Annotated in this window: 22 protein-coding genes; 12 read left to right on the top strand and 10 right to left on the bottom strand. The window is 74.9% G+C overall.

Annotated features, from left to right (window positions below; all coding sequences use genetic code 11):
* The first annotated feature begins 32 nt into the window (after positions 1-32).
* The 4 genes from WAA21_RS13170 to WAA21_RS13155 all read left to right on the top strand — a co-directional run bounded on the left by WAA21_RS13170 (position 33) and on the right by WAA21_RS13155 (position 6,431).
* Positions 33-1,016 carry an ATP-binding cassette domain-containing protein gene (locus tag WAA21_RS13170; RefSeq protein ID WP_336923277.1) on the top strand — a complete coding sequence of 328 codons (984 nt, stop codon included), beginning with the start codon at positions 33-35 and terminating at the stop codon, positions 1,014-1,016.
* Positions 1,013-1,834 carry a hypothetical protein gene (locus WAA21_RS13165; RefSeq protein WP_336923276.1) on the top strand — a complete coding sequence of 274 codons (822 nt, stop codon included), beginning with the start codon at positions 1,013-1,015 and terminating at the stop codon, positions 1,832-1,834. The genes WAA21_RS13170 and WAA21_RS13165 overlap by 4 nt, the downstream gene beginning before the upstream one ends.
* Positions 1,835-1,950: 116 nt before the next feature.
* Positions 1,951-5,784 (top strand): multifunctional oxoglutarate decarboxylase/oxoglutarate dehydrogenase thiamine pyrophosphate-binding subunit/dihydrolipoyllysine-residue succinyltransferase subunit, encoded by a 3,834-nt coding sequence (locus tag WAA21_RS13160; RefSeq protein ID WP_336923275.1) that lies wholly within the window; start codon positions 1,951-1,953, stop codon positions 5,782-5,784.
* Positions 5,785-5,786: 2 nt separating this feature from the next.
* Positions 5,787-6,431, top strand: coding sequence for a GDSL-type esterase/lipase family protein (locus WAA21_RS13155; protein ID WP_336923274.1), 645 nt, complete (start codon positions 5,787-5,789; stop codon positions 6,429-6,431).
* A gap of 58 nt (positions 6,432-6,489) precedes the next feature.
* Here the strand turns inward: WAA21_RS13155 and WAA21_RS13150 are convergent, their stop codons facing one another.
* A complete protein-coding gene (locus WAA21_RS13150; RefSeq protein WP_336923273.1) occupies positions 6,490-6,885 on the bottom strand; it encodes a nuclear transport factor 2 family protein in 396 nt (131 codons plus the stop codon).
* 123 nt (positions 6,886-7,008) lie between these two features.
* Between WAA21_RS13150 and WAA21_RS13145 the strand changes: the two genes are divergently transcribed.
* A complete protein-coding gene (locus tag WAA21_RS13145; RefSeq protein WP_336923272.1) occupies positions 7,009-7,983 on the top strand; it encodes a zinc-binding dehydrogenase in 975 nt (324 codons plus the stop codon).
* Between the two features lie 28 nt (positions 7,984-8,011).
* Here the strand turns inward: WAA21_RS13145 and WAA21_RS13140 are convergent, their stop codons facing one another.
* Together WAA21_RS13140 and WAA21_RS13135 are read right to left on the bottom strand one after the other, a co-directional pair.
* Positions 8,012-8,665 carry a UdgX family uracil-DNA binding protein gene (locus tag WAA21_RS13140; RefSeq protein WP_336923271.1) on the bottom strand — a complete coding sequence of 218 codons (654 nt, stop codon included), beginning with the start codon at positions 8,663-8,665 and terminating at the stop codon, positions 8,012-8,014.
* A 23-nt stretch (positions 8,666-8,688) separates the two neighbouring features.
* Positions 8,689-9,057 carry a S24/S26 family peptidase gene (locus tag WAA21_RS13135; RefSeq protein ID WP_336923270.1) on the bottom strand — a complete coding sequence of 123 codons (369 nt, stop codon included), beginning with the start codon at positions 9,055-9,057 and terminating at the stop codon, positions 8,689-8,691.
* Positions 9,058-9,132: 75 nt separating this feature from the next.
* Between WAA21_RS13135 and sodN the strand changes: the two genes are divergently transcribed.
* From sodN to WAA21_RS13120, 3 genes are all read left to right on the top strand, one after another.
* The gene (gene sodN, locus WAA21_RS13130; RefSeq protein WP_336923269.1) at positions 9,133-9,531 is read left to right on the top strand and encodes a superoxide dismutase, Ni; all 399 of its coding nucleotides are present in this window, start codon (positions 9,133-9,135) and stop codon (positions 9,529-9,531) included.
* A gap of 92 nt (positions 9,532-9,623) precedes the next feature.
* Positions 9,624-10,580 (top strand): hypothetical protein, encoded by a 957-nt coding sequence (locus WAA21_RS13125; RefSeq protein WP_336923267.1) that lies wholly within the window; start codon positions 9,624-9,626, stop codon positions 10,578-10,580.
* A complete protein-coding gene (locus tag WAA21_RS13120; RefSeq protein ID WP_336923266.1) occupies positions 10,577-11,098 on the top strand; it encodes a GNAT family N-acetyltransferase in 522 nt (173 codons plus the stop codon). The genes WAA21_RS13125 and WAA21_RS13120 overlap by 4 nt, the downstream gene beginning before the upstream one ends.
* Positions 11,099-11,159: 61 nt before the next feature.
* On the opposite strand, the gene WAA21_RS13115 is transcribed toward WAA21_RS13120, so the two are convergent.
* Both WAA21_RS13115 and WAA21_RS13110 read right to left on the bottom strand, forming a co-directional pair.
* Entirely contained in the window at positions 11,160-12,248 is a 1,089-nt protein-coding gene (locus WAA21_RS13115) for a type IV pilus twitching motility protein PilT (RefSeq protein ID WP_336923265.1), read from the bottom strand.
* A 105-nt stretch (positions 12,249-12,353) separates the two neighbouring features.
* Positions 12,354-12,566: a biotin/lipoyl-binding carrier protein gene (locus WAA21_RS13110; RefSeq protein WP_336923264.1), complete on the bottom strand. Its 213-nt coding sequence runs from the start codon at positions 12,564-12,566 to the stop codon at positions 12,354-12,356.
* A gap of 79 nt (positions 12,567-12,645) precedes the next feature.
* Here WAA21_RS13110 and WAA21_RS17965 point away from each other — a divergent pair, with 79 nt between their 5' ends.
* On the top strand, positions 12,646-12,720 hold the full coding sequence (locus tag WAA21_RS17965; RefSeq protein WP_377002503.1) for a 50S ribosomal protein bL37: 75 nt from the start codon (positions 12,646-12,648) through the stop codon (positions 12,718-12,720).
* A 110-nt stretch (positions 12,721-12,830) separates the two neighbouring features.
* On the opposite strand, the gene WAA21_RS13100 is transcribed toward WAA21_RS17965, so the two are convergent.
* From WAA21_RS13100 to WAA21_RS13085, 4 genes are all read right to left on the bottom strand, one after another.
* The gene (locus WAA21_RS13100; RefSeq protein WP_336923262.1) at positions 12,831-14,069 is read right to left on the bottom strand and encodes an IS110 family transposase; all 1,239 of its coding nucleotides are present in this window, start codon (positions 14,067-14,069) and stop codon (positions 12,831-12,833) included.
* 308 nt (positions 14,070-14,377) lie between these two features.
* Positions 14,378-14,644, bottom strand: coding sequence for a mycothiol system anti-sigma-R factor (gene rsrA / locus WAA21_RS13095; RefSeq protein WP_336923261.1), 267 nt, complete (start codon positions 14,642-14,644; stop codon positions 14,378-14,380).
* Positions 14,641-15,366 carry a sigma-70 family RNA polymerase sigma factor gene (locus tag WAA21_RS13090; protein ID WP_336923260.1) on the bottom strand — a complete coding sequence of 242 codons (726 nt, stop codon included), beginning with the start codon at positions 15,364-15,366 and terminating at the stop codon, positions 14,641-14,643. The genes rsrA and WAA21_RS13090 overlap by 4 nt, the downstream gene beginning before the upstream one ends.
* Positions 15,367-15,422: 56 nt before the next feature.
* Positions 15,423-16,235, bottom strand: a complete 813-nt coding sequence (locus WAA21_RS13085) for an SOS response-associated peptidase (RefSeq protein WP_336923259.1) — start codon at positions 16,233-16,235, stop codon at positions 15,423-15,425.
* A gap of 163 nt (positions 16,236-16,398) precedes the next feature.
* On the opposite strand from WAA21_RS13085, the gene WAA21_RS13080 reads away from it, so the two are divergent.
* From WAA21_RS13080 to rsgA, 3 genes are read left to right on the top strand one after another with little or no spacing between them, the layout of a single operon-like run.
* Entirely contained in the window at positions 16,399-16,989 is a 591-nt protein-coding gene (locus tag WAA21_RS13080; protein WP_336923258.1) for a DoxX family protein, read from the top strand.
* A gap of 2 nt (positions 16,990-16,991) precedes the next feature.
* Positions 16,992-18,320, top strand: coding sequence for a 3-phosphoshikimate 1-carboxyvinyltransferase (aroA, locus tag WAA21_RS13075; protein WP_336923257.1), 1,329 nt, complete (start codon positions 16,992-16,994; stop codon positions 18,318-18,320).
* A gap of 7 nt (positions 18,321-18,327) precedes the next feature.
* Complete coding sequence (gene rsgA, locus WAA21_RS13070) at positions 18,328-19,380, top strand: ribosome small subunit-dependent GTPase A (RefSeq protein ID WP_336923256.1); 1,053 nt, start codon at positions 18,328-18,330, stop codon at positions 19,378-19,380.
* On the opposite strand, the gene WAA21_RS13065 is transcribed toward rsgA, so the two are convergent.
* Complete coding sequence (locus WAA21_RS13065) at positions 19,371-19,751, bottom strand: DUF2087 domain-containing protein (protein ID WP_336923255.1); 381 nt, start codon at positions 19,749-19,751, stop codon at positions 19,371-19,373. The genes rsgA and WAA21_RS13065 overlap by 10 nt on opposite strands.
* Positions 19,752-19,813: the final 62 nt, after the last annotated feature.

Raw genomic sequence — 19,813 nt, 5'->3', positions numbered from 1 at the left:
GGCACCGCGCCGCCCTCGCTACGGTGCGGGGCATGACGGCAGGACGGGGGTCCCGGCAGGGCGTCGTGGTCGAGCTGCGCGGCCTCACGAAGCGGTACGGCTCGGTGACGGCGGTCGACGGCCTCGACGCACGCGTCGAGCCCGGGCGGGTGACGGGCTTCCTCGGCCCGAACGGCGCCGGCAAGACGACGACGCTGCGGCTGCTCCTCGGCCTCGCGCGTCCCACCGCCGGCACGGCGGTGCTGGACGGCCGGCCCTTCGCGTCGCTGGACGACCCGGCGCGCCGCGTCGGGGCCGCGCTCGACGGCGGCGCGGCCGCACCCGCTCGCAGCGGGCGGGACCACCTGCGCTGGCTGGCGGCCGGCGCCGGCATCCCGACGGGCCGCTGCGACGAGGTGCTCGACCTCGTCGGTCTCACAGGGGCCGCGCGGCGACGGGTGGGCGGGTACTCCCTCGGCATGCGGCAGCGGCTGCAGCTGGCGGCGGCGCTGCTCGGCGACCCCGAGATGCTCGTGCTGGACGAGCCGGCCAACGGCCTGGACCCGCAGGGCATCGCGTGGCTGCGCGGGTTCCTGCGGGCCCTCGCCGCGGAGGGACGGACGGTGCTCGTCTCCAGCCACGTCCTCAGCGAGGTCGAGCAGACCGTCGACACGGTCCTCGTGCTGGCGGCGGGTCGGCTCGCCTACGCCGGGGAGCTCCGCGGCCTCGCCGGGCCGCCCGGCGTCGTGGTCGCCTCCCCCACCCCGGACCTGCTCGCCGAGGCGCTGCGGCCGGTCGGCGCGGTGGTGTCCGCGGACGGCGCCGACGGCCCGCCCGGCGCCCTCGTCGCGAGGGCCGCCGACCCGGGGGCGGTGCTGGACCCGGCGGTCGTCGGGGCCGCCGCCGCGCGCGCCGGCGTCGAGCTGCACCACCTCGCGCCGACCACCCAGCGCCTCGAGGACGCCTTCCTCCGGCTCGTCGCCCGCACCGAGGCCGAGGCGAGCCGTCGGACCCCGGTGCAGGAGGGTGCCGCGTGAGCCCGGCGCGCGCACTGGGTCGCGCGGTGCGGCTGGAGACGGTGAAGGCGCTGACGACGTGGGTGTGGTGGGGGCTGCTCGTCGTCGCCCTCGCGCTCGTGGCCGTCAACGTCGGCCTGGTCGCGGCCATCCTGCCCGTCGACGGCCAGCAGGGGCCCGACGGCTTCGGGCTGCCGCCGCTGGGCACGGCCGCGGGCCAGCTCGCGGTGCTCGGGTTCGGCTACCAGCCGGGCTACCTCATGGCCGCCGTCACCGGCGCGGTGCTCGCCGCGGGCGACTTCCGGAACCGGACCATGGCCCCGACGCTGCTCGTCGTCCCGTCCCGGGGTGCGGTGTCGGCGGGGAAGTCCGTGGTCGGGCTCGTGGTGGGTGTCGTCCACGGGCTCGCGGTGCAGGCGGTGTCGCTGCTGCTGCTCGCCGTCGTGGCGACGGCCCGCGGCCTCGACCTCGCACCGGCCGCCGACCTCGCGCGACCGCTCGTGCTGGGCGTCGCGGGGATCGCGGTCTGGGCGCTGCTCGGCGTCGCCTTCGGGCTGCTCGTGCGGAACCTCGTCGTGGCGGTCGTCGTGCTCGTGGTCGTGGTCTTCCTCGTCGACCCCCTCCTCGCCCTCGTGCTGGGGGGCGTCGGCGAGGTGGGGGGCGTCGACCTCGCCGAGGTCGGGGCCTACCTGCTGACGAACGCCTCGACGGCGGCCGTCGAGGGCTTCACCGGGGCGCAGCTGCTCCCGTGGTGGGGTGGCCTGCTCGTGCTGCTCGGCTGGGCGGCGGTCCTCACCGGCGCCGCGTCGGTGGTGAGCCTGCGCCGCGACGTGGGGTGAGCCGCGTCACGGTCGGCCGGGCGGGCCTGCGCCGACCGGCCCGGCCCGGGACGCGGGTCTAGGCTGGCCGCCGCGAGCCGACACAACAGCGTGCAGGGAAGAAGGCGATCCGCGCCGTGTCACAGCAGACCCCGGCAGACGACCCGATGACGGGCTTCGGACCCAACGAGTGGCTGGTCCAGGAGCTCCAGGAGGCGTACCGGAAGGATCCGTCGTCGGTGTCCCCGGAGTGGCGCGAGTTCTTCGGCGACGAGTCGTCGACGGCCGGCGGGTCGAACGGCGGGTCGAACGGCGGCGCGGACGACGCGGACGCCGGCGCTGCCGACGCGACGGCGCGCGAGCCGGAGCGGGCGACGCCCGAGCAGAAGCAGCCCGAGCAGAAGCAGCCCGAGCAGAAGCAGCCCCAGCAGAAGCAGCCCCAGCAGAAGCAGCCCGAGCCCGAGCCCCGCCGCGAGCAGGCGGCGGCTCCGGAGGCACGGCAGTCCCAGCAGCAGAAGCCCCAGCAGGAGGGTCGTCCGGTGTCGTCCAGGCAGTCCGCCCCGTCGCCCAGCGCGTCCGGCGAGGAGGGCCCGGTCGAGCCGGCGCGCCTCAAGGGCCCGGCGGCCCGCGTCGTCACCAACATGGAGTCCAGCCTCGCCGTCCCGACCGCGACGAGCGTCCGCGCGGTGCCGGCGAAGCTGCTCATCGACAACCGCATCGTGCTCAACAACCACCTCGCCCGCGCACGCGGCGGCAAGGTGTCGTTCACGCACCTCATCGGCTTCGCCCTCGTCGAGGGCCTGCGCGAGCTGCCCGAGATGAACTGGGCGTACGCCGAGGTCGACGGCAAGCCCGGCATCCTGCGCAGCAGCGACGTCAACCTCGGCATCGCGATCGACCTCGCGAAGCCCGACGGCACGCGCCAGCTCCTGGTCCCGGCCATCAAGCGCGCCCAGTCGATGGACTTCGCCCAGTTCTGGGCCGGCTACGAGGACGTGGTCCGGCGCGCCCGGTCCGGCTCGCTGACGGTCGAGGACTTCCAGGGCACGACCGTCAGCCTCACGAACCCGGGCACGATCGGCACCGTCCACTCCGTCCCCCGCCTCATGCAGGGCCAGGGCGCCATCATCGGCGTCGGCGCGCTGGAGTACCCCGCGGAGTACGCGGGCGCGAGCGAGGAGACCCTCGCGCGCCTCGCCGTCAGCAAGACCATCACGCTGACGAGCACGTACGACCACCGCATCATCCAGGGCGCGCAGTCCGGGGACTTCCTGCGGCTGCTGCACCGCAAGCTGCTTGGCGAGGACGGCTTCTACGAGCGGGTGTTCGCGAGCCTACGGGTCCCCTACGAGCCGATCCGCTGGGTGCGCGACGTCTCGGTGTCCGACGACGACCAGGTCAACAAGACCGCGCGCGTCGTCGAGCTCATCCACGCCTACCGCGTGCGCGGGCACCTCATGGCCGACACGGACCCGCTGGAGTACCGCCAGCGCAAGCACCCGGACCTCGACGTGCAGACCCACGGGCTCAGCCTGTGGGACCTCGACCGCACGTTCCCCACGGGCGGCTTCGGCGGCAGCCCGACCATGAAGCTGCGCGACATCCTCGGCGTGCTGCGCAACTCCTACTGCCGCACGGTCGGCATCGAGTACATGCACATCCAGAACCCCGAGGAGCGGCGCTGGATCCAGGACCACGTCGAGCACGGCCACGACAAGCCCTCGCGCGAGGAGCAGCTGCGCATCCTCGGCCGCCTCAACGCGGCGGAGGCGTTCGAGACCTTCCTGCAGACGAAGTTCGTCGGGCAGAAGCGGTTCAGCCTCGAGGGCTCGGAGTCGATCATCCCGATCCTCGACCAGGTGCTCAGCGACAGCGCCGACGCCGGCCTCGACGAGGTGTGCATCGGCATGGCGCACCGCGGCCGCCTCAACGTGCTCGCCAACATCGCCGGCAAGACGTACGGGCAGATCTTCGCGGAGTTCGAGGGGCAGCAGGACCCGAAGACGGTCCAGGGCTCCGGCGACGTCAAGTACCACCTCGGCACCGAGGGCACCTTCACCGCGCCGTCGGGCGCGCAGACCAAGGTGTACCTCGCGGCGAACCCGTCGCACCTGGAGGCCGTCAACCCGGTGCTCGAGGGCATCGCGCGGGCCAAGCAGGACCGCATCAACCTCGGCGGGTCGAGCTTCCCCGTCCTGCCCGTCCTCATCCACGGCGACGCGGCCTTCGCCGGGCAGGGCGTGGTCGCGGAGACCCTCAACCTGTCGCAGCTGCGCGGGTACCGCACGGGCGGCACCGTCCACCTCATCGTCAACAACCAGGTGGGCTTCACCACCGCGCCGCAGGCGAGCCGGTCGTCGTACTACGCGACCGACGTCGCCCGCATGATCCAGGCGCCGATCTTCCACGTGAACGGCGACGACCCGGAGGCGTGCGTGCGCGTCGCGGCGCTCGCCTTCGAGTACCGGCAGAAGTTCGCCAAGGACGTCGTCGTCGACATGATCTGCTACCGCCGGCGCGGCCACAACGAGGGTGACGACCCCTCGATGACGAACCCGCTCATGTACACCCTCATCGAGGGCAAGCGCAGCGTCCGCAAGCTGTACACCGAGTCCCTCATCGGCCGCGGCGACATCACGGTCGAGGAGGCCGAGGCGGCGCTGCGCGACTACAGCGACCAGCTCGAGCGCGTGTTCAAGGAGGTCCGCGAGGCGACCCGGCAGCGGCAGGGCGAGGCCGACCAGCAGCGGTCTGCGGCCGGCCTGGAGCTGCCGAGCGCGCAGGTGCAGGACGACGCGGAGCCCGCGGACACCCGCGCGACCGCGGTGAGCGAGGAGCTCGTCCACCGCGTCGGCGACGCGTTCGCCACACCCCCGGACGGCTTCTCCCCGCACCCCAAGCTGTCGCCGCTGCTCGAGCGGCGCCGGCAGATGTCGCGCGACGGCGGCATCGACTGGGCCTTCGGCGAGCTGCTCGCCTTCGGCTCGCTCGTGTCCGAGGGCACCCCGGTCCGCCTCGCGGGCCAGGACTCCCGGCGCGGCACGTTCGTCCAGCGCCACGCCGTCCTCATCGACCGGCAGAGCGGGGCGGAGTGGGCACCGCTGTCGGCGCTGTCCGACGACGCGCGGTTCTGGGTGTACGACTCGCTGCTCAGCGAGTTCGCGGCCATGGGCTTCGAGTACGGGTACTCCGTCGAGCGGCCGGAGACCCTCGTGCTGTGGGAGGCGCAGTTCGCGGACTTCGCCAACGGCGCGCAGACGGTCGTCGACGAGTTCATCGCCGCGGGCGAGCAGAAGTGGGGCCAGCGCAGCAGCGTCGTGCTCCTGCTCCCCCACGGCTACGAGGGCCAGGGCCCGGACCACTCCTCGGGCCGCATCGAGCGCTACCTGCAGATGTGCGCCGAGGACAACATGACGGTGGCGGTGCCGAGCACGCCCGCGTCGTACTTCCACCTGCTGCGCCGGCAGGCGTACGCGAAGCCACGTCGACCGCTCGTGGTGTTCACGCCGAAGTCGATGCTGCGGCTCAAGGCGGCGACCAGCGCGGTGCAGGACTTCACGACGGGCGGCTTCCGGCCCGTCGTCGACGACGCGTCCGTCTCCGACCCCTCGCAGGTCGACCGCGTCCTGCTGTGCAGCGGCAAGGTGTTCTACGACCTGCAGGCCGCACGCGCGAAGGCCGGCGACGAGCGCACCGCGATCCTGCGCCTGGAGCAGGTCGCGCCGCTGCCGCGGCAGGAGCTGCTGGAGGCGGTCGGGCGCTACCCCGCCGAGGCGTCGCTCGTGTGGGTGCAGGAGGAGCCGGAGAACCAGGGCCCGTGGACCTTCGTGGCCATGCAGACCCACGACATGCTGCAGGGCCGGCCGCTGCACCGCGTCGCGCGTCCCGCGTCGGCCTCGCCCGCGACGGGCTCGGCCCGCCGGCACGCCGACGAGCAGGCGCGGCTCGTCGAGCAGGCGCTGGCGCGCTGAGGGTGGCCGACGACCGGCAGCAGGGGCACGACGGGCGCGACGCCCGGGTCGACGTCGCGCTCTGCGTGCTCGGTGACGAGCTCGTCGCCGGGCGCGGTGACGCGCGCGCCCTCGGGTGGGTGGGTCGGGTCGTCGCCCGCACGCCCCAGGAGTCCTTCCGCATCACGTCGTACCCGCTCGCGGTGCCGGGCGAGACGACGACCGGCACGGCCGCGCGGTGGGAGGCCGAGACGGCGCCGCGGCTCGGTGAGCGGGGCCGTCTCGTGCTCGCGCCCGGCCGCGCCGACGCCCGGGAGGGCGTGACCGTGGCCCGCAGCCGGCTCAACGTCGCCAACGTCGTCGACGCGGCGCAGAACCGGGGCCTGCCCGTCATGGTCGTCGGGCCGCCCCCTGTGCTGCCCGACGGTCCCGACGCCGCGCACGCCCGCGCGGTCGGGGAGCTGTCCGCGGCGTACGCGGACGTGTGCGACCGGCGCCGCGTGCCCTACGTCGACACCCACGGCGCCCTCCGGGGTCACGAGGACTGGCTGCGGGACGTCGCCGCCTCCGACGGGCGGGTCCCGGGGCAGGCGGGCTACGGCCTGCTCGCGTACCTCGTCCTCCACGGCGGCTGGTACGCCTGGTGGGGGGTCGAGCCGCCGGCCTGACGTCCGGCGGCTCGACCGGTCCAACCCCGGTCTGGTGCGGCGCGCGCGACCGGTCGGCTCAGGGCGCCACCTTCTGCATGAGGCGGGCGGAGTCGTAGATGGTGCGGAAGCCCGTGCAACGCTCCCCGTCGCGGTCGATGACCGTCACGCCGGTGTACGTCACCTCGTGGCCGCCTGGACGCACCGCGTCCGTCGTCCACTCCAGCGCGGAGCGGTTCTCCCCCTCCGTCACCTGCGTGAAGGTGGTCGACAGCCGGTCGAACTGCCCGACGTACTCCCGGAAGAGCTCGCGGATGCCGTCCTGGCCCTGCCGGGGGCCGTGCCCGTCGATGCTCAGCACCTCGGCGTCGTCGGTGAAGAGCCCGGCGAGCCCGTCGAGGTCCCCGTCCTGCTCGACCTTGCGCAGCGCGGCGATGAAGCGCCGCGTGGTCTCGTCGCGCACCTCGTGGTCCACGTGTCCTCCTCGTGCCCCGAGCAGGGGCGGGTCGGCTGCCGCCGGGCCGACGGCCCGGCCGACGGGGAGGTACCCCGGATCGCCCGGCGGGACACACCCGCCTGCGGCTGGTAGACCGACGCCATGGTCGCCGTCGTCGTCAGCCAGCCGTCCCCCGACGACCCGCTCGCCGCCCTCGAGGTCCTCGACACGGCCCCCGAGCCGGTCGAGGCCCCGCCGCCGGACTGGGTGCCGGTCACCGTCCGGGCCGCGTCGCTCAACCACCACGACGTGTGGAGCCTGCGGGGGGTGGGGCTGCCCGCCGAGCGCATGCCGATGGTGCTCGGCACCGACGCGGCCGGGGTCGGCCCCGACGGGGAGGAGGTCGTGGTCCACGGCGTCGTCTCCGACCCCGCGTGGACGGGTGACGAGACCGAGGACCCGCGCCGCTCGCTGCTGAGCGAGCGCTGGCCCGGCACGTTCACCACGACCGTGCACGTGCCGCGGCGCAACCTCGTGCCGAAGCCCGCGGGGCTGTCGTTCGAGGAGGCGGCGTGCCTGCCGACGTCGTGGCTGACGGCCTATCGGATGCTCTTCACCAAGGCCGGGGCCGCGCCGGGGCAGACGGTGCTCGTGCAGGGGGCGGGCGGCGGCGTCGCCACGGCGCTCGTCAGCCTCGGCGCGGCCGCCGGGCTGCGCATGTGGGTGACGAGCCGCGACGAGGGCAAGCGCCGGAGGGCGCTGGAGCTCGGCGCGGACGCGGCGTTCCCCAGCGGGGAGCGGCTGCCGGAGCGGGTCGACGCCGTCATGGAGACCGTCGGCGAGGCGACGTGGTCGCACTCGCTGCGCGCGCTGCGCCCGGGCGGCGCGGTCGTGGTGTCGGGGGCCACGTCCGGGGCCATGCCGCCCGCGGACCTGCAGCGGGTCTTCTTCCTGCAGCTGCGGGTGCTCGGCTCGACCATGGGCACCCGCGAGGAGCTCGGCCGGCTGCTGCGGCTGTGCGCGAGCAGCGGCGTGCGTCCGCTCGTCGACAGCGTCCTGCCCATGGCGGACGCCGCCGACGGGTTCGCACGCATGGTGTCCGGCGAGGTCGTCGGCAAGGTCGTGCTCGTGCCCTGAGCGCGCCGCGACGGCTCCCGGGCGCCGTTCAGCCCGCGAGGTGGCGCGCGAGCACGGCGAGGTCGGCGACGAGCGCGGCGAAGGCCTCCTCGCGCTGCTCCTCCGGCCCGCGCAGGATCGAGGACGGGTGGACCGTCGGCAGCACGAGGCGCCTCCCGGCGACGGTGTCGCGCTCCTCCAGGCGCCCGCGCTCCTTCGTCACGCGGAACGAGGGCCCGAGCAGGGTCTTGCCCGCGGTCGCGCCGAGCGCGACGAGCACGTCCGGCTCGACGGCGGCGACCTCGGCCTCCAGCCACGGCCGGCACGCGACCATGTGGGCGAGCTCGGGGGTCTGGTGGATGCGCCGGTTGCCGCGCGGCTCGAAGCGGAAGTGCTTGACGGCGTTGGTCACGTAGACGTCGGCGCGCGCGACGCCGGCCTCGTCGAGCGCGCGCTGCAGCAGCCGCCCCGCGGGCCCGACGAAGGGGATGCCCTGCCGGTCCTCGACGTCCCCGGGCTGCTCGCCGACGAGGACGGCGCGGGCGCGCGGGTTGCCCGCGGACACGACGACCTGGGTGGCGGGCTCCCACAGCTCGCAGCCACGGCAGCCAGTCGCCGCCGCCCGCAGGGCGTCGACGTCGGCGTCGGGCGGCACCCACTGCTGGGCACCGGGACGCTCGGGGGCCGGTGTCGTCGGCGTCATGCCCCGAGCCTGCAGGTCAGGGCTCAGCCGGGCACGTCGGGACGGCCCGGACGGGGGCGCAGGCGACCGGGTCGGGGCAGCAGCCGGAGCCGGACCACGGCGAGGACCGCGTCGTCGGCGACCGCACCGAAGAGCCACGAGTCGCTGCCGGCACCGGTGCTGTCGCGCTCCAGCCACCAGCCGCCGTCCTCGCGGTGCACCGCGCGCTTCACGCCGGTGCCGCGACCGCCGGGCAGGTCGGCGACGACGACGTCGCCGACCCGCGGCGACGCGCCCGCACGGGCGAGCACGAGGTCGCCGTCGCCGAGCGTCGGCTCCATCGAGACGCCCCGGACGCGCACGAGCAGCCAGCGACGGGGGCGGCTCGCGCCGGGGCGCGGCCTCGGGGTCACGCGGGTACTGTCGCAGGCGTCCGGTGTGGGCGTCCCGCCCCCGGACCACACGCCTGCCGGAAGGATGCGCATCTCATGACCCGTTCCTGGATCGTCGAGGCCGCGGCGCACTGCGACCTGCCGTGCGGGGTCTACGACCCCGCGCAGGCCCGCATCGAGGCCGAGTCCGTCAAGGGCTGCATGACGAAGTTCCACGGCTCCGACGACGCCGACTTCAAGCAGCGCGCCATCCAGATCAAGGAGGAGCGCGCGGACCTCGTCAAGCACCACCTGTGGGTGCTGTGGACGGACTACTTCAAGCCGCCGCACTTCGAGAAGTACCCGCAGCTGCACGAGCTGTTCAACGAGACCACCAAGCTCGCGGGCGCCAGCGGCGTCAAGGGCAGCACGGACCCCGCGGTCGCCGACCAGCTGCTCGGCAAGATCGACGAGATCGCCGAGATCTTCTGGGAGACCAAGAAGGCCGCTGCCTGAGTCGCACCGCGACCTCGTAGCCTGACGGACGCCGCCCCGCACGGGGCGGCGTCCGTCGCACGTCCGAGGAGGACCCGCACCGTGGTGACCGCGTGAGCTACGACGTGCTGTTCGTGCCGCGCCGGCCCGGCCAGGACTGGGACGAGGCGCTTGACGCCGCCGAGGCCCGCGACGCCGTCGAGGAGCCGCTCGGCGCGGAGCGCCTCGCGCAGTGGGAGCGCGTGCTGCGCCGTCTGCGCGAACGGGCGGGCGACGTCGCCGTCAGCACCTCCGACGACACCGCCGAGGCCGTCCACGCCTCGGGGCTGCAGGTGTGCCTGTTCCCGCACGAGGCGGCGGTGTCGTTCCCCGTCCGCGACCGGGCCGACGCCGCGTCGTTCCACGACCTCGTCGTCGACGTCGTCGGCATCGTCGAGCAGGAGACGGCGCTGCAGGCCTACGACGCCCAGTCCGCCACGAGCTTCGACGGCGACCTCCACCTCGAGGGCCTGGACGCCGACCGGCCGGACGAGCCCGACGAGCCCGACGGGCCCGACGGGCCCGACGGGTCACGCGAGCCCGCAGGGCCCGACGGTTCACGGGAGCCCGACGAGCGGCCCGGTGCGACCGGTCCCGCCGACCGGGCTCCGGAGCCCGACGCCGCAGCCGGCGCGGCCCCCGCCCCGGACCCGGCGACGCAGGCCGAGGCGCAGGTGGCGACCCTGCGGCGCACCGCCCTGCGCTACACGGGCCTCGGCGCGGTCATCCTCGCGGTCGGCCTGCTGCTGCGCGGCAGCGGCTCGACCGGGTTCCTCGTCGACGTCACCCTGCTGCTCGGGGCCTTCGACCTCGCCATCGGGGGCTTCTCGTGGCTGCAGTACCGACGGCGCCGCGACGCGCTCGCGGCACAGGGCGCCGGCACGCCGGGGCCGTCGGCCGAGAACCGGGAGCCGGACGGCGGGGCCGGCACCGACGGTCCCGAGCCCGACGGCACCGACGGCACCGACGGCGACAGCGACGGCGGCGACGGCGGCGACGGCGGCGACAGCGACGGCCGGGCGAGGCCGTGACCGCGGCCCCGGCGGAGCGGGTCGCGGTGCGGGTCCGCGCGGTCGGCTCCGAGGAGACGGCTCTCGTGGCGCGCTGCGGCCGTCTCGTCGCGGCGGTGTACGGCGACGAGCGGCTGGTCGCCGACGAGGAGGGCTACCTGCGGGTCGTCGCGGACGCGGCCCCCAGGGCCGCCGAGGCGGTGCTGCTGGCGGCCCTCGCCGGGCCGGAGCTCCTCGCGAGCGCGACGTACGCGACCGCGGGCAACCGGTGGGCCGAGCTCGCCCGTCCCGGCGAGGCCGAGATGCGGATGCTCGCGGTGGCGCCGGCCGCCCGTGGGCGCGGCGTCGGCAGGCTCGTCACGCAGCACTGCCTGGACCGGGCCCGCGACGAGGGGCTCACCCGGTTCGTGCTGTCGAGCGGGCCCCGCATGACCGGCGCCCACCGCATGTACGAGGGCATGGGCTTCCGTCGGACGCCGGAGCGCGACTGGTCCCCCGGCCCCGGCATCGACCTCGTGACGTACGCCTACGAGCTCTAGCGGTGCGGCGGGCCCGGCCGGGCCGGAACCGGCCGACACCCGGGGCCGGGCGGACGGCCCGTCAGGCGACGAGACCGAGGCGGCGCAGCTCGACCTGCAGGTCGTGGGGGTTGCTCGAGGCGTGGCGGGCGTCCTCCAGCGTGATGACGCCGTCGCGGATGAGCTGCACGAGGTGCTGGTCGAAGGTCTGCATGCCGTAGTAGCCGCCCTCCTTCAGCAGGTCGTGGATCGTCGAGGTCTTGTCGGGGTCGACGATGGCGTCGGCGACGCGGCCGGTGTTGACCGCCACCTCCATGACGACGCAGCGACCCTGCCCGTCGGCGCGGGGCACGAGGCGCTGGCAGATGATGCCGCGCAGCGCGCCGGCGAGCGCGAGCCGCACCTGCTTCTGCTCGTGCGGCGGGAAGAAGTCGATGACGCGGTTGACCGTCTCCTGCGCGTCGGTGGTGTGCAGCGTCGACATGACGAAGTGGCCGGTCTCCGACGCGGCGAGCGCGGCCTTGACCGTCTCGTGGTCGCGCATCTCGCCGACGAGGATGACGTCGGGGTCCTGGCGCATCGCCGCCCGCAGCGCGGTCGCGAAGTCGGCGGTGTCCAGGCGCACCTCGCGCTGGTTGATCATGGAGAGGTTGTCGGTGTGGATGACCTCGATGGGGTCCTCGATGGTGACGACGTGGACCTCGCGGTTGGTGTTGATGTGGTCGATCATCCCGGCGAGGGTCGTCGTCTTGCCCGAGCCCGTCGGACCCGTCACGAGCACGAGGCCACGGGGCTCCAGCGCGAGCCGGGCGATGACGTCGGGCAGGCCGAGGTCGGTCAGCGGGATCGCGCCCACCGACACCCGGCGGAACACGAGGCCCGCGGAGCCGCGCTGGCGGAACGCGTTGACGCGGAAGCGGCCGACGCCGGGGATCGAGTAGGCGAAGTCGGCCTCGTTGCGGGTGCGGAACTCCGCGAGGAGGTCCTCCCGCAGCACCTCGCCGACCATGTGCTCGGTGTCACCGGGGGTGAGGGCCCGCGCCTGCACCTTGCGCAGGCTGCCGTCGATGCGGATGCGCGGCGGCGAGCCGACCTTGCAGTGCAGGTCGGAGCCGCGCAGCTCGACGAGGGCGCGCAGGAAGGGCACGACGCTCAGTGGGGTCTCGCTCACACGGGTGCCATCGGCCCCCGGTCCCGCGCCCTTGACGCACCGGCCCGCCGGTACCCCCGACCGGACGACCGCGACGGGCCGAGGCGGCCCGGCGGTCGCGGTGCGTCACTCCAGGACGACGAGCAGGTCACCCTCCTGGACGACGTCCCCGGGCTCCACGGCGACGCGGCTCACCCGTCCGCCGACCTCCGGCAGGACGGGGATCTCCATCTTCATCGACTCGAGGAGCACCAGCTGGGTGGCGGGCTCGACCCGGTCGCCGACCGCGACGTCGACGCTCAGCACGTTGGCCACCATCTCGGCGCGCACCTCTTCCATGGGACCATCGTGCCGGACGAAGCGGGACCGCCGAGCACGGGCGGCCCGCGCCGAGGACGACACCCCGAGGAGGGCTGGCATGAGCAAGCGCGCCCGCAAGCGCCGCGCCCGCAAGAAGAACGGCGCGAACCACGGCAAGAAGCCGAACGCCTGAGACCGCTCAGACGCACGAGGGCCCGGTCACCGTCGCGGTGACCGGGCCCTCGTGCTGTGCGGGACCGCTGGACGACCCGGGCGCCTCAGACATCCCATGGGGTAGCGGGGTCAAGCGGCGAGGGCGTGGTGGTGTGCCCAGGCAGTGGTCTCGTCGTAGAGGGTCCCGGTTTTGAGGCAGCCGTGGAGGATGCCGACGAGACGGTTGCCGAGCTGTCGGAGAGCGGCGTGGTGTCCGGTGCCGCGGGCGCGGATGGTGTCGTAGTAGACGCGGGCCCCTGCTGAGGCGGTGAGGGCGCAGAAGGCCCACTGGTGGACGGCGTCGGCCAGGCGCCGGTTGCGGGCGTAGCGGGCCAGCACGACGTGGCGTTTGCCGGAGGCGCGGGTGATGGGGCTGGTGCCGGCGTAGTTCTTCCGGGCTCGGGCGTCGCTGTAGCGGTGGGGGTCGTCCCCGAACTCGGCGAGCACCCGGGCGGCGAGGACCGTCCCGAGGCCGGGCTGGCTGAGGTAGGTCTCAGCGGCCGGGTGCTGGCCAAAACCCTCACCGACCACCTGCTCGAGCTCGTCGATCTGCTCGACCAGGCCGGCGATGAGGCGGACCTGGCTGGTCACGATCGCCGCGTAGGCGCGTTCCACCGCTGGTGGCTGTCGCAGGGCCGGGGCCCGCAGCAGCCGGATCAGCTCGCTGGTCTTTGCGTCGATGTCGCGACGTCGCGCGCGGCGCAGCGCCCCGCTGATACCGGTCCTCGTGAGGCGAGCCGCCCGGTCGGGGTCCGGGGCCTTGCCGAGCAGCTCCAACGCATCCGATGCGGTGAGGTCGGCGAAGGCGGTGAGAGCGGCAGGGAAGAACTCCCGCAGCGCCGAGCGCAGCCGCAGGACGTGGCGTTGCCGGTCCCAGATCAGGGACTGGTGGGTGCGGGCGAGCAGCTTCAACGCCTCCGCCTGCTCGCTGTCACCGGCGACCGGACGGTGGTGGTCCCGGTCCAGCCGGACGACCTCCGCCAGGACGTGCGCGTCACCGGCGTCGGACTTCGCCCCCGACGTCGAGTGCCGCTCCCGGTAACGGGCCACCGACATCGGGTTGATCGCGAACACCTGGTAGCCGGCCGCGAGGAGCGCCTGCACCCACGGGCCCCGGTCGGTCTCGATCCCGACGACGACCCGGTGCCGGACCAGGCCCGCCTCGGGGTCGACCCACTCCTCGTCCAGATGATCGGCGAGCAGGGTGTGCAGCCGGCTGATGCCCTCCATGCCCTCCGGCAGCCGCGCCCTCACCAGCCGCCGGCCCTGTTCGTCAAGGATCTCCACGTCGTGGTGGTCCTCGGCCCAGTCATCCCCTACGAACAGCACATTCGCCTCCCGACCCGCTCGTCCCGGCACTCGGTCAGGCCACCCACAAGACGCTCGACCTGGCCTCCCGGCCTTCCTCTCGGCAGCGTGGAGGAGGCAGCCGCCGACCTAATGGTCAAGTGCTCACGCAGCCCCCTCACGACAGAAGCCGACGGGCACGTCATCCCATCAGAGGTCACGCCTCCTCACGACCGGCAGGCGCACGATCTGAGGCTAGGACTATGGCGTCCAGGCGGCGAGAGTGCTGACCTGCCGGCCGCTACCAGAGCCGAGCCTGCCACCAGCGGTGACCCGCTCGACAGCCCCCATTAGGCGTCGGCGGCCTGCTGGCGCGCCTGGTCGAGCCGGGCGAGCACCCGCTGGCGCAACCCGTCGGGGGCGGTCTCCGAGCACGAGCGCGACACGAGCGCCTTGACGGCCCGCTCGACGCCGGCCTCGTCGAGGCAGGGGGCGCACTCGTCGAGGTGGACGCGGATCTTGTCCTTGACCTCGGGCGTCAGCTCGCCGTCGATGTACTCGTAGAGCCGGTCCAGCGCGTCGGCGCAGTCGGTCTCGTGCGGGTTGCCGCAGCTCATCGGGCGACCTCCTCGTCGCGCTCCGGACGGATGAAGCCCCGCTCGAGGGCGTAGTCGGTGAGCTGCTCCCGCAGCTGCCGGCGACCACGGTGCAGCCGGGACATGACCGTCCCGATCGGCGTGCCCATGATCTCGGCGATCTCCTTGTAGGCGAAGCCCTCGACGTCCGCGTAGTACACGGCCATCCGGAAGTCCTCGGGGATGTTCTGCAGCGCCGCGCGCACGTCGGAGTCCGGCAGCGCGTCCAGGGCCTCGACCTCCGCCGAGCGCAGGCCGCTGGAGGTGTGCGACTCCGCCCGCGCGAGCTGCCAGTCCGCGATCTCCTCGGTCTGCTGCTGCTGCGGCTGCCGCTGCTTCTTGCGGTAGGAGTTGATGTACGCGTTGGTGAGGATGCGGTACAGCCACGCCTTGAGGTTCGTGCCGGGGCGGTACTGGTGGAAGGCGGCGTACGCCTTGGCGAACGCCTCCTGCACGAGGTCCTCGGCGTCGGCGGGGTTGCGCGTCATGCGCAGCGCGGCCGAGTACAGCTGGTCGACGTACTGCATGGCCTCGGCCTCGAAGCGGGCGCGGCGCTCCTCGGGGGTCTCCTCGACGGGAGCCCTGCTGGTGTCCTCGGCCATGGTCGCCGAGGCTATCCGCCGGAACGGCAGCCCAGCGATTCGGGTCGTGCCGCCTCCGGGGGCCTGTCCCACCGCCTCCGCGGTCGCTCCGGCTGCTGTCATGGTGTCGGCAACGGCGCCACCACGGCGCGTGTTCCCGCGGCGGCGCCGGGGCGGGATCAGCCGAACAGCTCACCCGTCACGGGGTCGACGACGCCCACGAGGTCGGCGTCGGCGGGACGCTCGAGCAGCGCCGGGGAGTCGTTGCGCACGTTGCCGACGGCCGGCTGGACCGGGCGCGGCACGAACCGCCCGACCGGCAGGTCCTCGAGCAGGCCGAGCGCGTCGGCCGCGGGCACGCCCCGGTCCAGCCAGCGTCCCCACGCCTGCGTCGGCAGCACGACCGGCATGCGGTCGTGCACACCGCGCAGGGCGTCCTCGGCGTCGGTCGTGAGCACGGTGACGGTGCCGAGCCACGCCCGCGGGTCCTCCGGGTCGTCGACGTCGGCGTCGCGCCACCACGAGTACAGCCCGGCCAGGCCGACGACGCCTCCCTCCGGCGGCGACATGAAGAACGGCTGCTTGCGCGCCTTGCCGGTGCCGCTGCGCGCGGCCGGGACGGCCTGCCACTCGTACCAGCCGTCCGCGGGCAGCACGCAGCGGCGGGACCCGACGAGCGATCGGTAGGCGGGCTTCTCCCCGACCGTCTCGACCCGGGCGTTGATCATGCGGTTGCCGACGGAGGGGTCCTTGGCCCACGACGGCACGAGACCCCAGCGCATGGCCCGCAGCCGCGCCGGCGCCCCACCCGCGGCCTCGTCGTCCTCGCGCGGCGCCACGAGGGCCGCGACCTGCTGCTGCGGCGCGACGTTGAACGAGGGCCGCAGCGCCTCGCGGTCCGCGGGCGACGGCGGCGCGACCTCGACGCCGGTGGCGAGCACCTCCTCGACGAGGTCCTCCGGGCTGCGGGACGCCGCGTACCTGCCGCACACGGCGCCCACTGTGCCACCGGGCGCCGACGGTCCGGGCCGACGGGCGCGCCGACGGGGCGCGCCGACGGTCGGGGCCCGGTCCGGCGGGTGCCGGGCGACCCGCCGTGACCAGCAGGTGTGCGACACGTCGCGCGCCGCGCCGGTCACGGGCAGGATGAGCGCCATGTTCCGACGGATCGCTCGCCCGCTGCTGGCCGCCGTGTTCGTCTCCTCCGGGGTCGACGCGCTGCGCAACCCCGACCTGCACGCCAAGCGTGCCGCGCGGCTCTCCACAGCCGCGGCGGAGCGCTTCGGCACCCCCGACGACCCCGTGCTCCTCACCCGGGTCAACGGCGGGGTGCAGGTGGCCGGCGGCCTGGGGCTCGCCACGGGCGTCGCGCCGCGGACCTCCGCGCTCGCCCTCGCCGCCTCGCTCGTGCCCACCACGTACGCCGAGCACGCCTTCTGGGAGCACCCCAAGGAGGAGCAGAAGACCGAGCGCGCGCGCTTCCTCACCAACGTGGGGCTGCTCGGCGGGCTGCTGCTCGTCGCCGACGCGCCGTACGCGCAGGAGCGCGCGGTGCGCAAGGCGAAGAAGGCCCGCAAGGCCGAGGCGAAGGCGGCCGCCCGGGAGAAGCACAGCAAGGCCGTCGAGAAGGAGGCGGCCGCGCAGGCCAAGGCCGCCGCCAAGGTCGAGGCGCGCGCCGCCAAGGTGCAGGCGAAGGCCGAGAAGGCCGAGGCCAAGCTGCGCAAGCGGGCGGGGGACGACGACTGACCGTGCCGCCCTCGCCCGACTGGCCGGCACCCACGCCCGGCCGCCCGGTCGACGCGACGGTCCGCCTGCCCGGCTCCAAGTCGCTCACCAACCGCTACCTCGTCCTCGCGGCGCTCGCCGACGAGCCGTCGCGCCTGCGCCGGCCGCTGCGTTCGCGCGACACGCTGCTCATGGCGGAGGCGCTGCGGCGGCTGGGCGCGTCGGTCGTCGACGAGCCGTCCACGAGCGACCCCGACGGCCCGCCGGACTGGGTCGTGACGCCGCTGCCCCGGCCCGAGGACGGCCCCGGGACGGACACGGCGCCCGTCGACGTCGACTGCGGCCTCGCCGGCACCGTCATGCGCTTCCTTCCGGCCGTCGTCGCGGTCTCCGGCCGCACCGCGCACCTGCACGGCGACCCGCGGCTGCACGAGCGGCCCGTCGCGCCCCTGCTGCAGGCGCTGCGCGACCTGGGCGTGCACGTCGAGGACACCGGCGGCGGCTTCCCCGCGACCGTCCACGCCGGGCCGGTGCCCACCGGCGGCGCGGTCGACCTGGACGCGAGCGCGTCCAGCCAGTTCCTGTCCGGCCTGCTGCTCGCGGCGCCGCGCATGCGCGACGGGCTCACGGTCCGCCACGTCGGCGCGGACGTGCCGTCCCGGCCGCACGTCGCCATGACGGTGGAGAACCTCCGCGACGTCGGCGTCGTCGTCGACGACTCCGAGGAGTCGGTGTGGCGGGTGGCGCCGGGCCCGGTCGGCGGCCTCGACGTCGACGTCGAGCCGGACCTGTCGAACGCCGGCCCCTTCATCGCCGCGGCGCTGGCCACGGGCGGGACCGTGCGGGTGCCGGGCTGGCCGCAGCACACGACGCAGGCCGGCGACACGCTGCGCGACGTGCTCGACGCCATGGGTGCCGACGTCCGCCTGGACCGCGACGGCCTCACCGTCGCCGGGGACGGGGCGGTCTACGGCGTCGACGTCGACCTGCACGACGCGGGTGAGGTCACCCCGACCGTCGCCGGGCTCGCCGCCCTCGCGGTGTCGCCGTCGCGCCTGCGCGGCATCGGGCACCTGCGCGGCCACGAGACCGACCGGCTGCAGGCCCTCGCCGACGAGATCAACCGCCTCGGCGGCGACGTCGAGGTCCTCGAGGACGGGCTCCGCATCTCCCCGCGGCCGCTGCACGGCGGGCGCTGGCTGTCCTACGCCGACCACCGGATGGCGACGACCGGCGCGCTCGTCGGGCTCGCCGTGCCGGGCGTCGTCGTCGAGGACGTCGCGACGACCGCCAAGACCCTGCCGGACTTCGTCGGCATGTGGACGGCGATGCTCGCGGGCGACGGGGTCTGAGGGCCCCGTGGTCCGCCGGCGCAGCACGGCGTCGTGGGACGAGTCCGACGCGCGGTCCCGGCCCCCGCGCCGCGGGACCCGGCCCCGCACCAAGGACCGGCCCGCCCACCGCGACGCGCTCACCGGCTGGGTGACGACGGTGGACCGGGGCCGCTACACGTGCCTCGTGCCGGCGCCGGAGCACACCGACGGGCGCACCGCCGACGCCCCGCCCGACGCGCTCGAGGTGACGGCGATGCGGGCCCGGGCGCTGCGCCCGGGTGACGTCGCGGTCGGCGACCGGGTGGGCCTCGTCGGCGACACCAGCGGCGGGGAGAACAGCCTGGCCCGCCTCGTCCGCGTCGAGGAGCGCACGAGCGCGCTGCGGCGCAGCGCCGACGACACCGACCCCGTCGAGCGGGTCGTCGTCGCCAACGCCGACCAGGTCTGCCTCGTCGTGGCCGCGGCCGACCCGCAGCCGAACCCGCGGCTGGTCGACCGCGCGCTCGTGGCCGCGTGGGACGCCGGCGTCGACCCGCTGCTCGTCGTGACGAAGACGGACCTCGCCGACCCCGTGGACCTCGTCACCGCCTACTCCGACCTCGGCCTCCGCGTGCTCGGCGTGAGCCGGGAGGGCTGGTGCGGTCTCGACGCGGTGCGCGGGGCACTCGCCGGGCGCGTCACCGCGCTGGTCGGTCCGTCCGGGGTGGGCAAGTCCACCCTCGTCAACGAGCTGTCCCCGGGCGCGTACCGGGCGGTGAGCACCGTGAGCGAGACGACCGGGAAGGGTCGGCACACGTCGACGTCCGCCATCGTGCTGCCGCTCGCGACGGGCGGCTGGGCGGTGGACACGCCCGGCATCCGCTCCTTCGGGCTCGCCCACGTCGGGCCGGACGAGCTGCTGCGCGCCTTCCCCGATCTCGCCGACGGCACCGACGAGTGCCCCCGCGGGTGCAGCCACGACGAGGAGGAGTGCGGCCTGGACGCGTGGGTCGCGGCCGGGCACAGCTCCCCGGCGCGACTGGAGAGCTACCGCCGGCTGCTCGGGGCGCTCCGCGCGGCGGCGGAGACCTACGACTGACGTCCGGTCGCGCGACCCTCGGGGCCCTCGGGGCCCTCGGGCTCCTCGAGCTCGACCGAGCCACCCGTCCGCCAGTACACCCCCGCCTCGCGGGCGAGGAAGAGGTTCTCCACGAGGTAGCGCCGCAGCGCGGCGACGTCGTCGTGGTAGGCCCGCAGCCGGTTGTTGACCTCGGTCTCGGGGTAGCGCTCACCGGGCACGAACTCCTGGGCGAGCACGTCGAGCACGAGCAGGCGCTTGGTGTGCTTCGCGGGGACCTGCAGCAGGCGCCCGTCGGCGTCGAAGAACGCGCGCAGCACCGGCCCGCGCCTGCGGTCGTCCTGCCGGGCCGCCCAGCGGGCGGGCTGCGCGTCGGGGTCCTCGTGCGCCACGGCGGCGAGCCTACGAGGACGTGCCGGTCGCGACGCGCCCGGTCGCCGCCGACCGGTGGCTA

The organism is Aquipuribacter sp. SD81 (assembly GCF_037153975.1).
In the GTDB taxonomy this organism is placed as follows: domain Bacteria; phylum Actinomycetota; class Actinomycetes; order Actinomycetales; family JBBAYJ01; genus Aquipuribacter.
The sequence above is the reverse complement of the archived record's forward strand: the minus strand, read 5'-3'. Positions and strand labels throughout refer to the sequence as shown.

Bases quoted from the DNA above. Each gene is read 5' to 3' on its own strand.
- WAA21_RS13170 (WP_336923277.1), top strand. From the start codon at position 33: ATGACGGCAGGACGGGGGTCCCGGCAGGGCGTCGTGGTCGAGCTGCGC.
- WAA21_RS13145 (WP_336923272.1), top strand. From the start codon at position 7,009: ATGGTCGCCGTCGTCGTCAGCCAGCCGTCCCCCGACGACCCGCTCGCC.
- WAA21_RS13140 (WP_336923271.1), bottom strand. From the start codon at position 8,665: ATGACGCCGACGACACCGGCCCCCGAGCGTCCCGGTGCCCAGCAGTGG.
- sodN (WP_336923269.1), top strand. From the start codon at position 9,133: ATGACCCGTTCCTGGATCGTCGAGGCCGCGGCGCACTGCGACCTGCCG.
- WAA21_RS13110 (WP_336923264.1), bottom strand. From the start codon at position 12,566: ATGGAAGAGGTGCGCGCCGAGATGGTGGCCAACGTGCTGAGCGTCGAC.
- rsrA (WP_336923261.1), bottom strand. From the start codon at position 14,644: ATGAGCTGCGGCAACCCGCACGAGACCGACTGCGCCGACGCGCTGGAC.
- WAA21_RS13090 (WP_336923260.1), bottom strand. From the start codon at position 15,366: ATGACAGCAGCCGGAGCGACCGCGGAGGCGGTGGGACAGGCCCCCGGA.
- WAA21_RS13080 (WP_336923258.1), top strand. From the start codon at position 16,399: ATGTTCCGACGGATCGCTCGCCCGCTGCTGGCCGCCGTGTTCGTCTCC.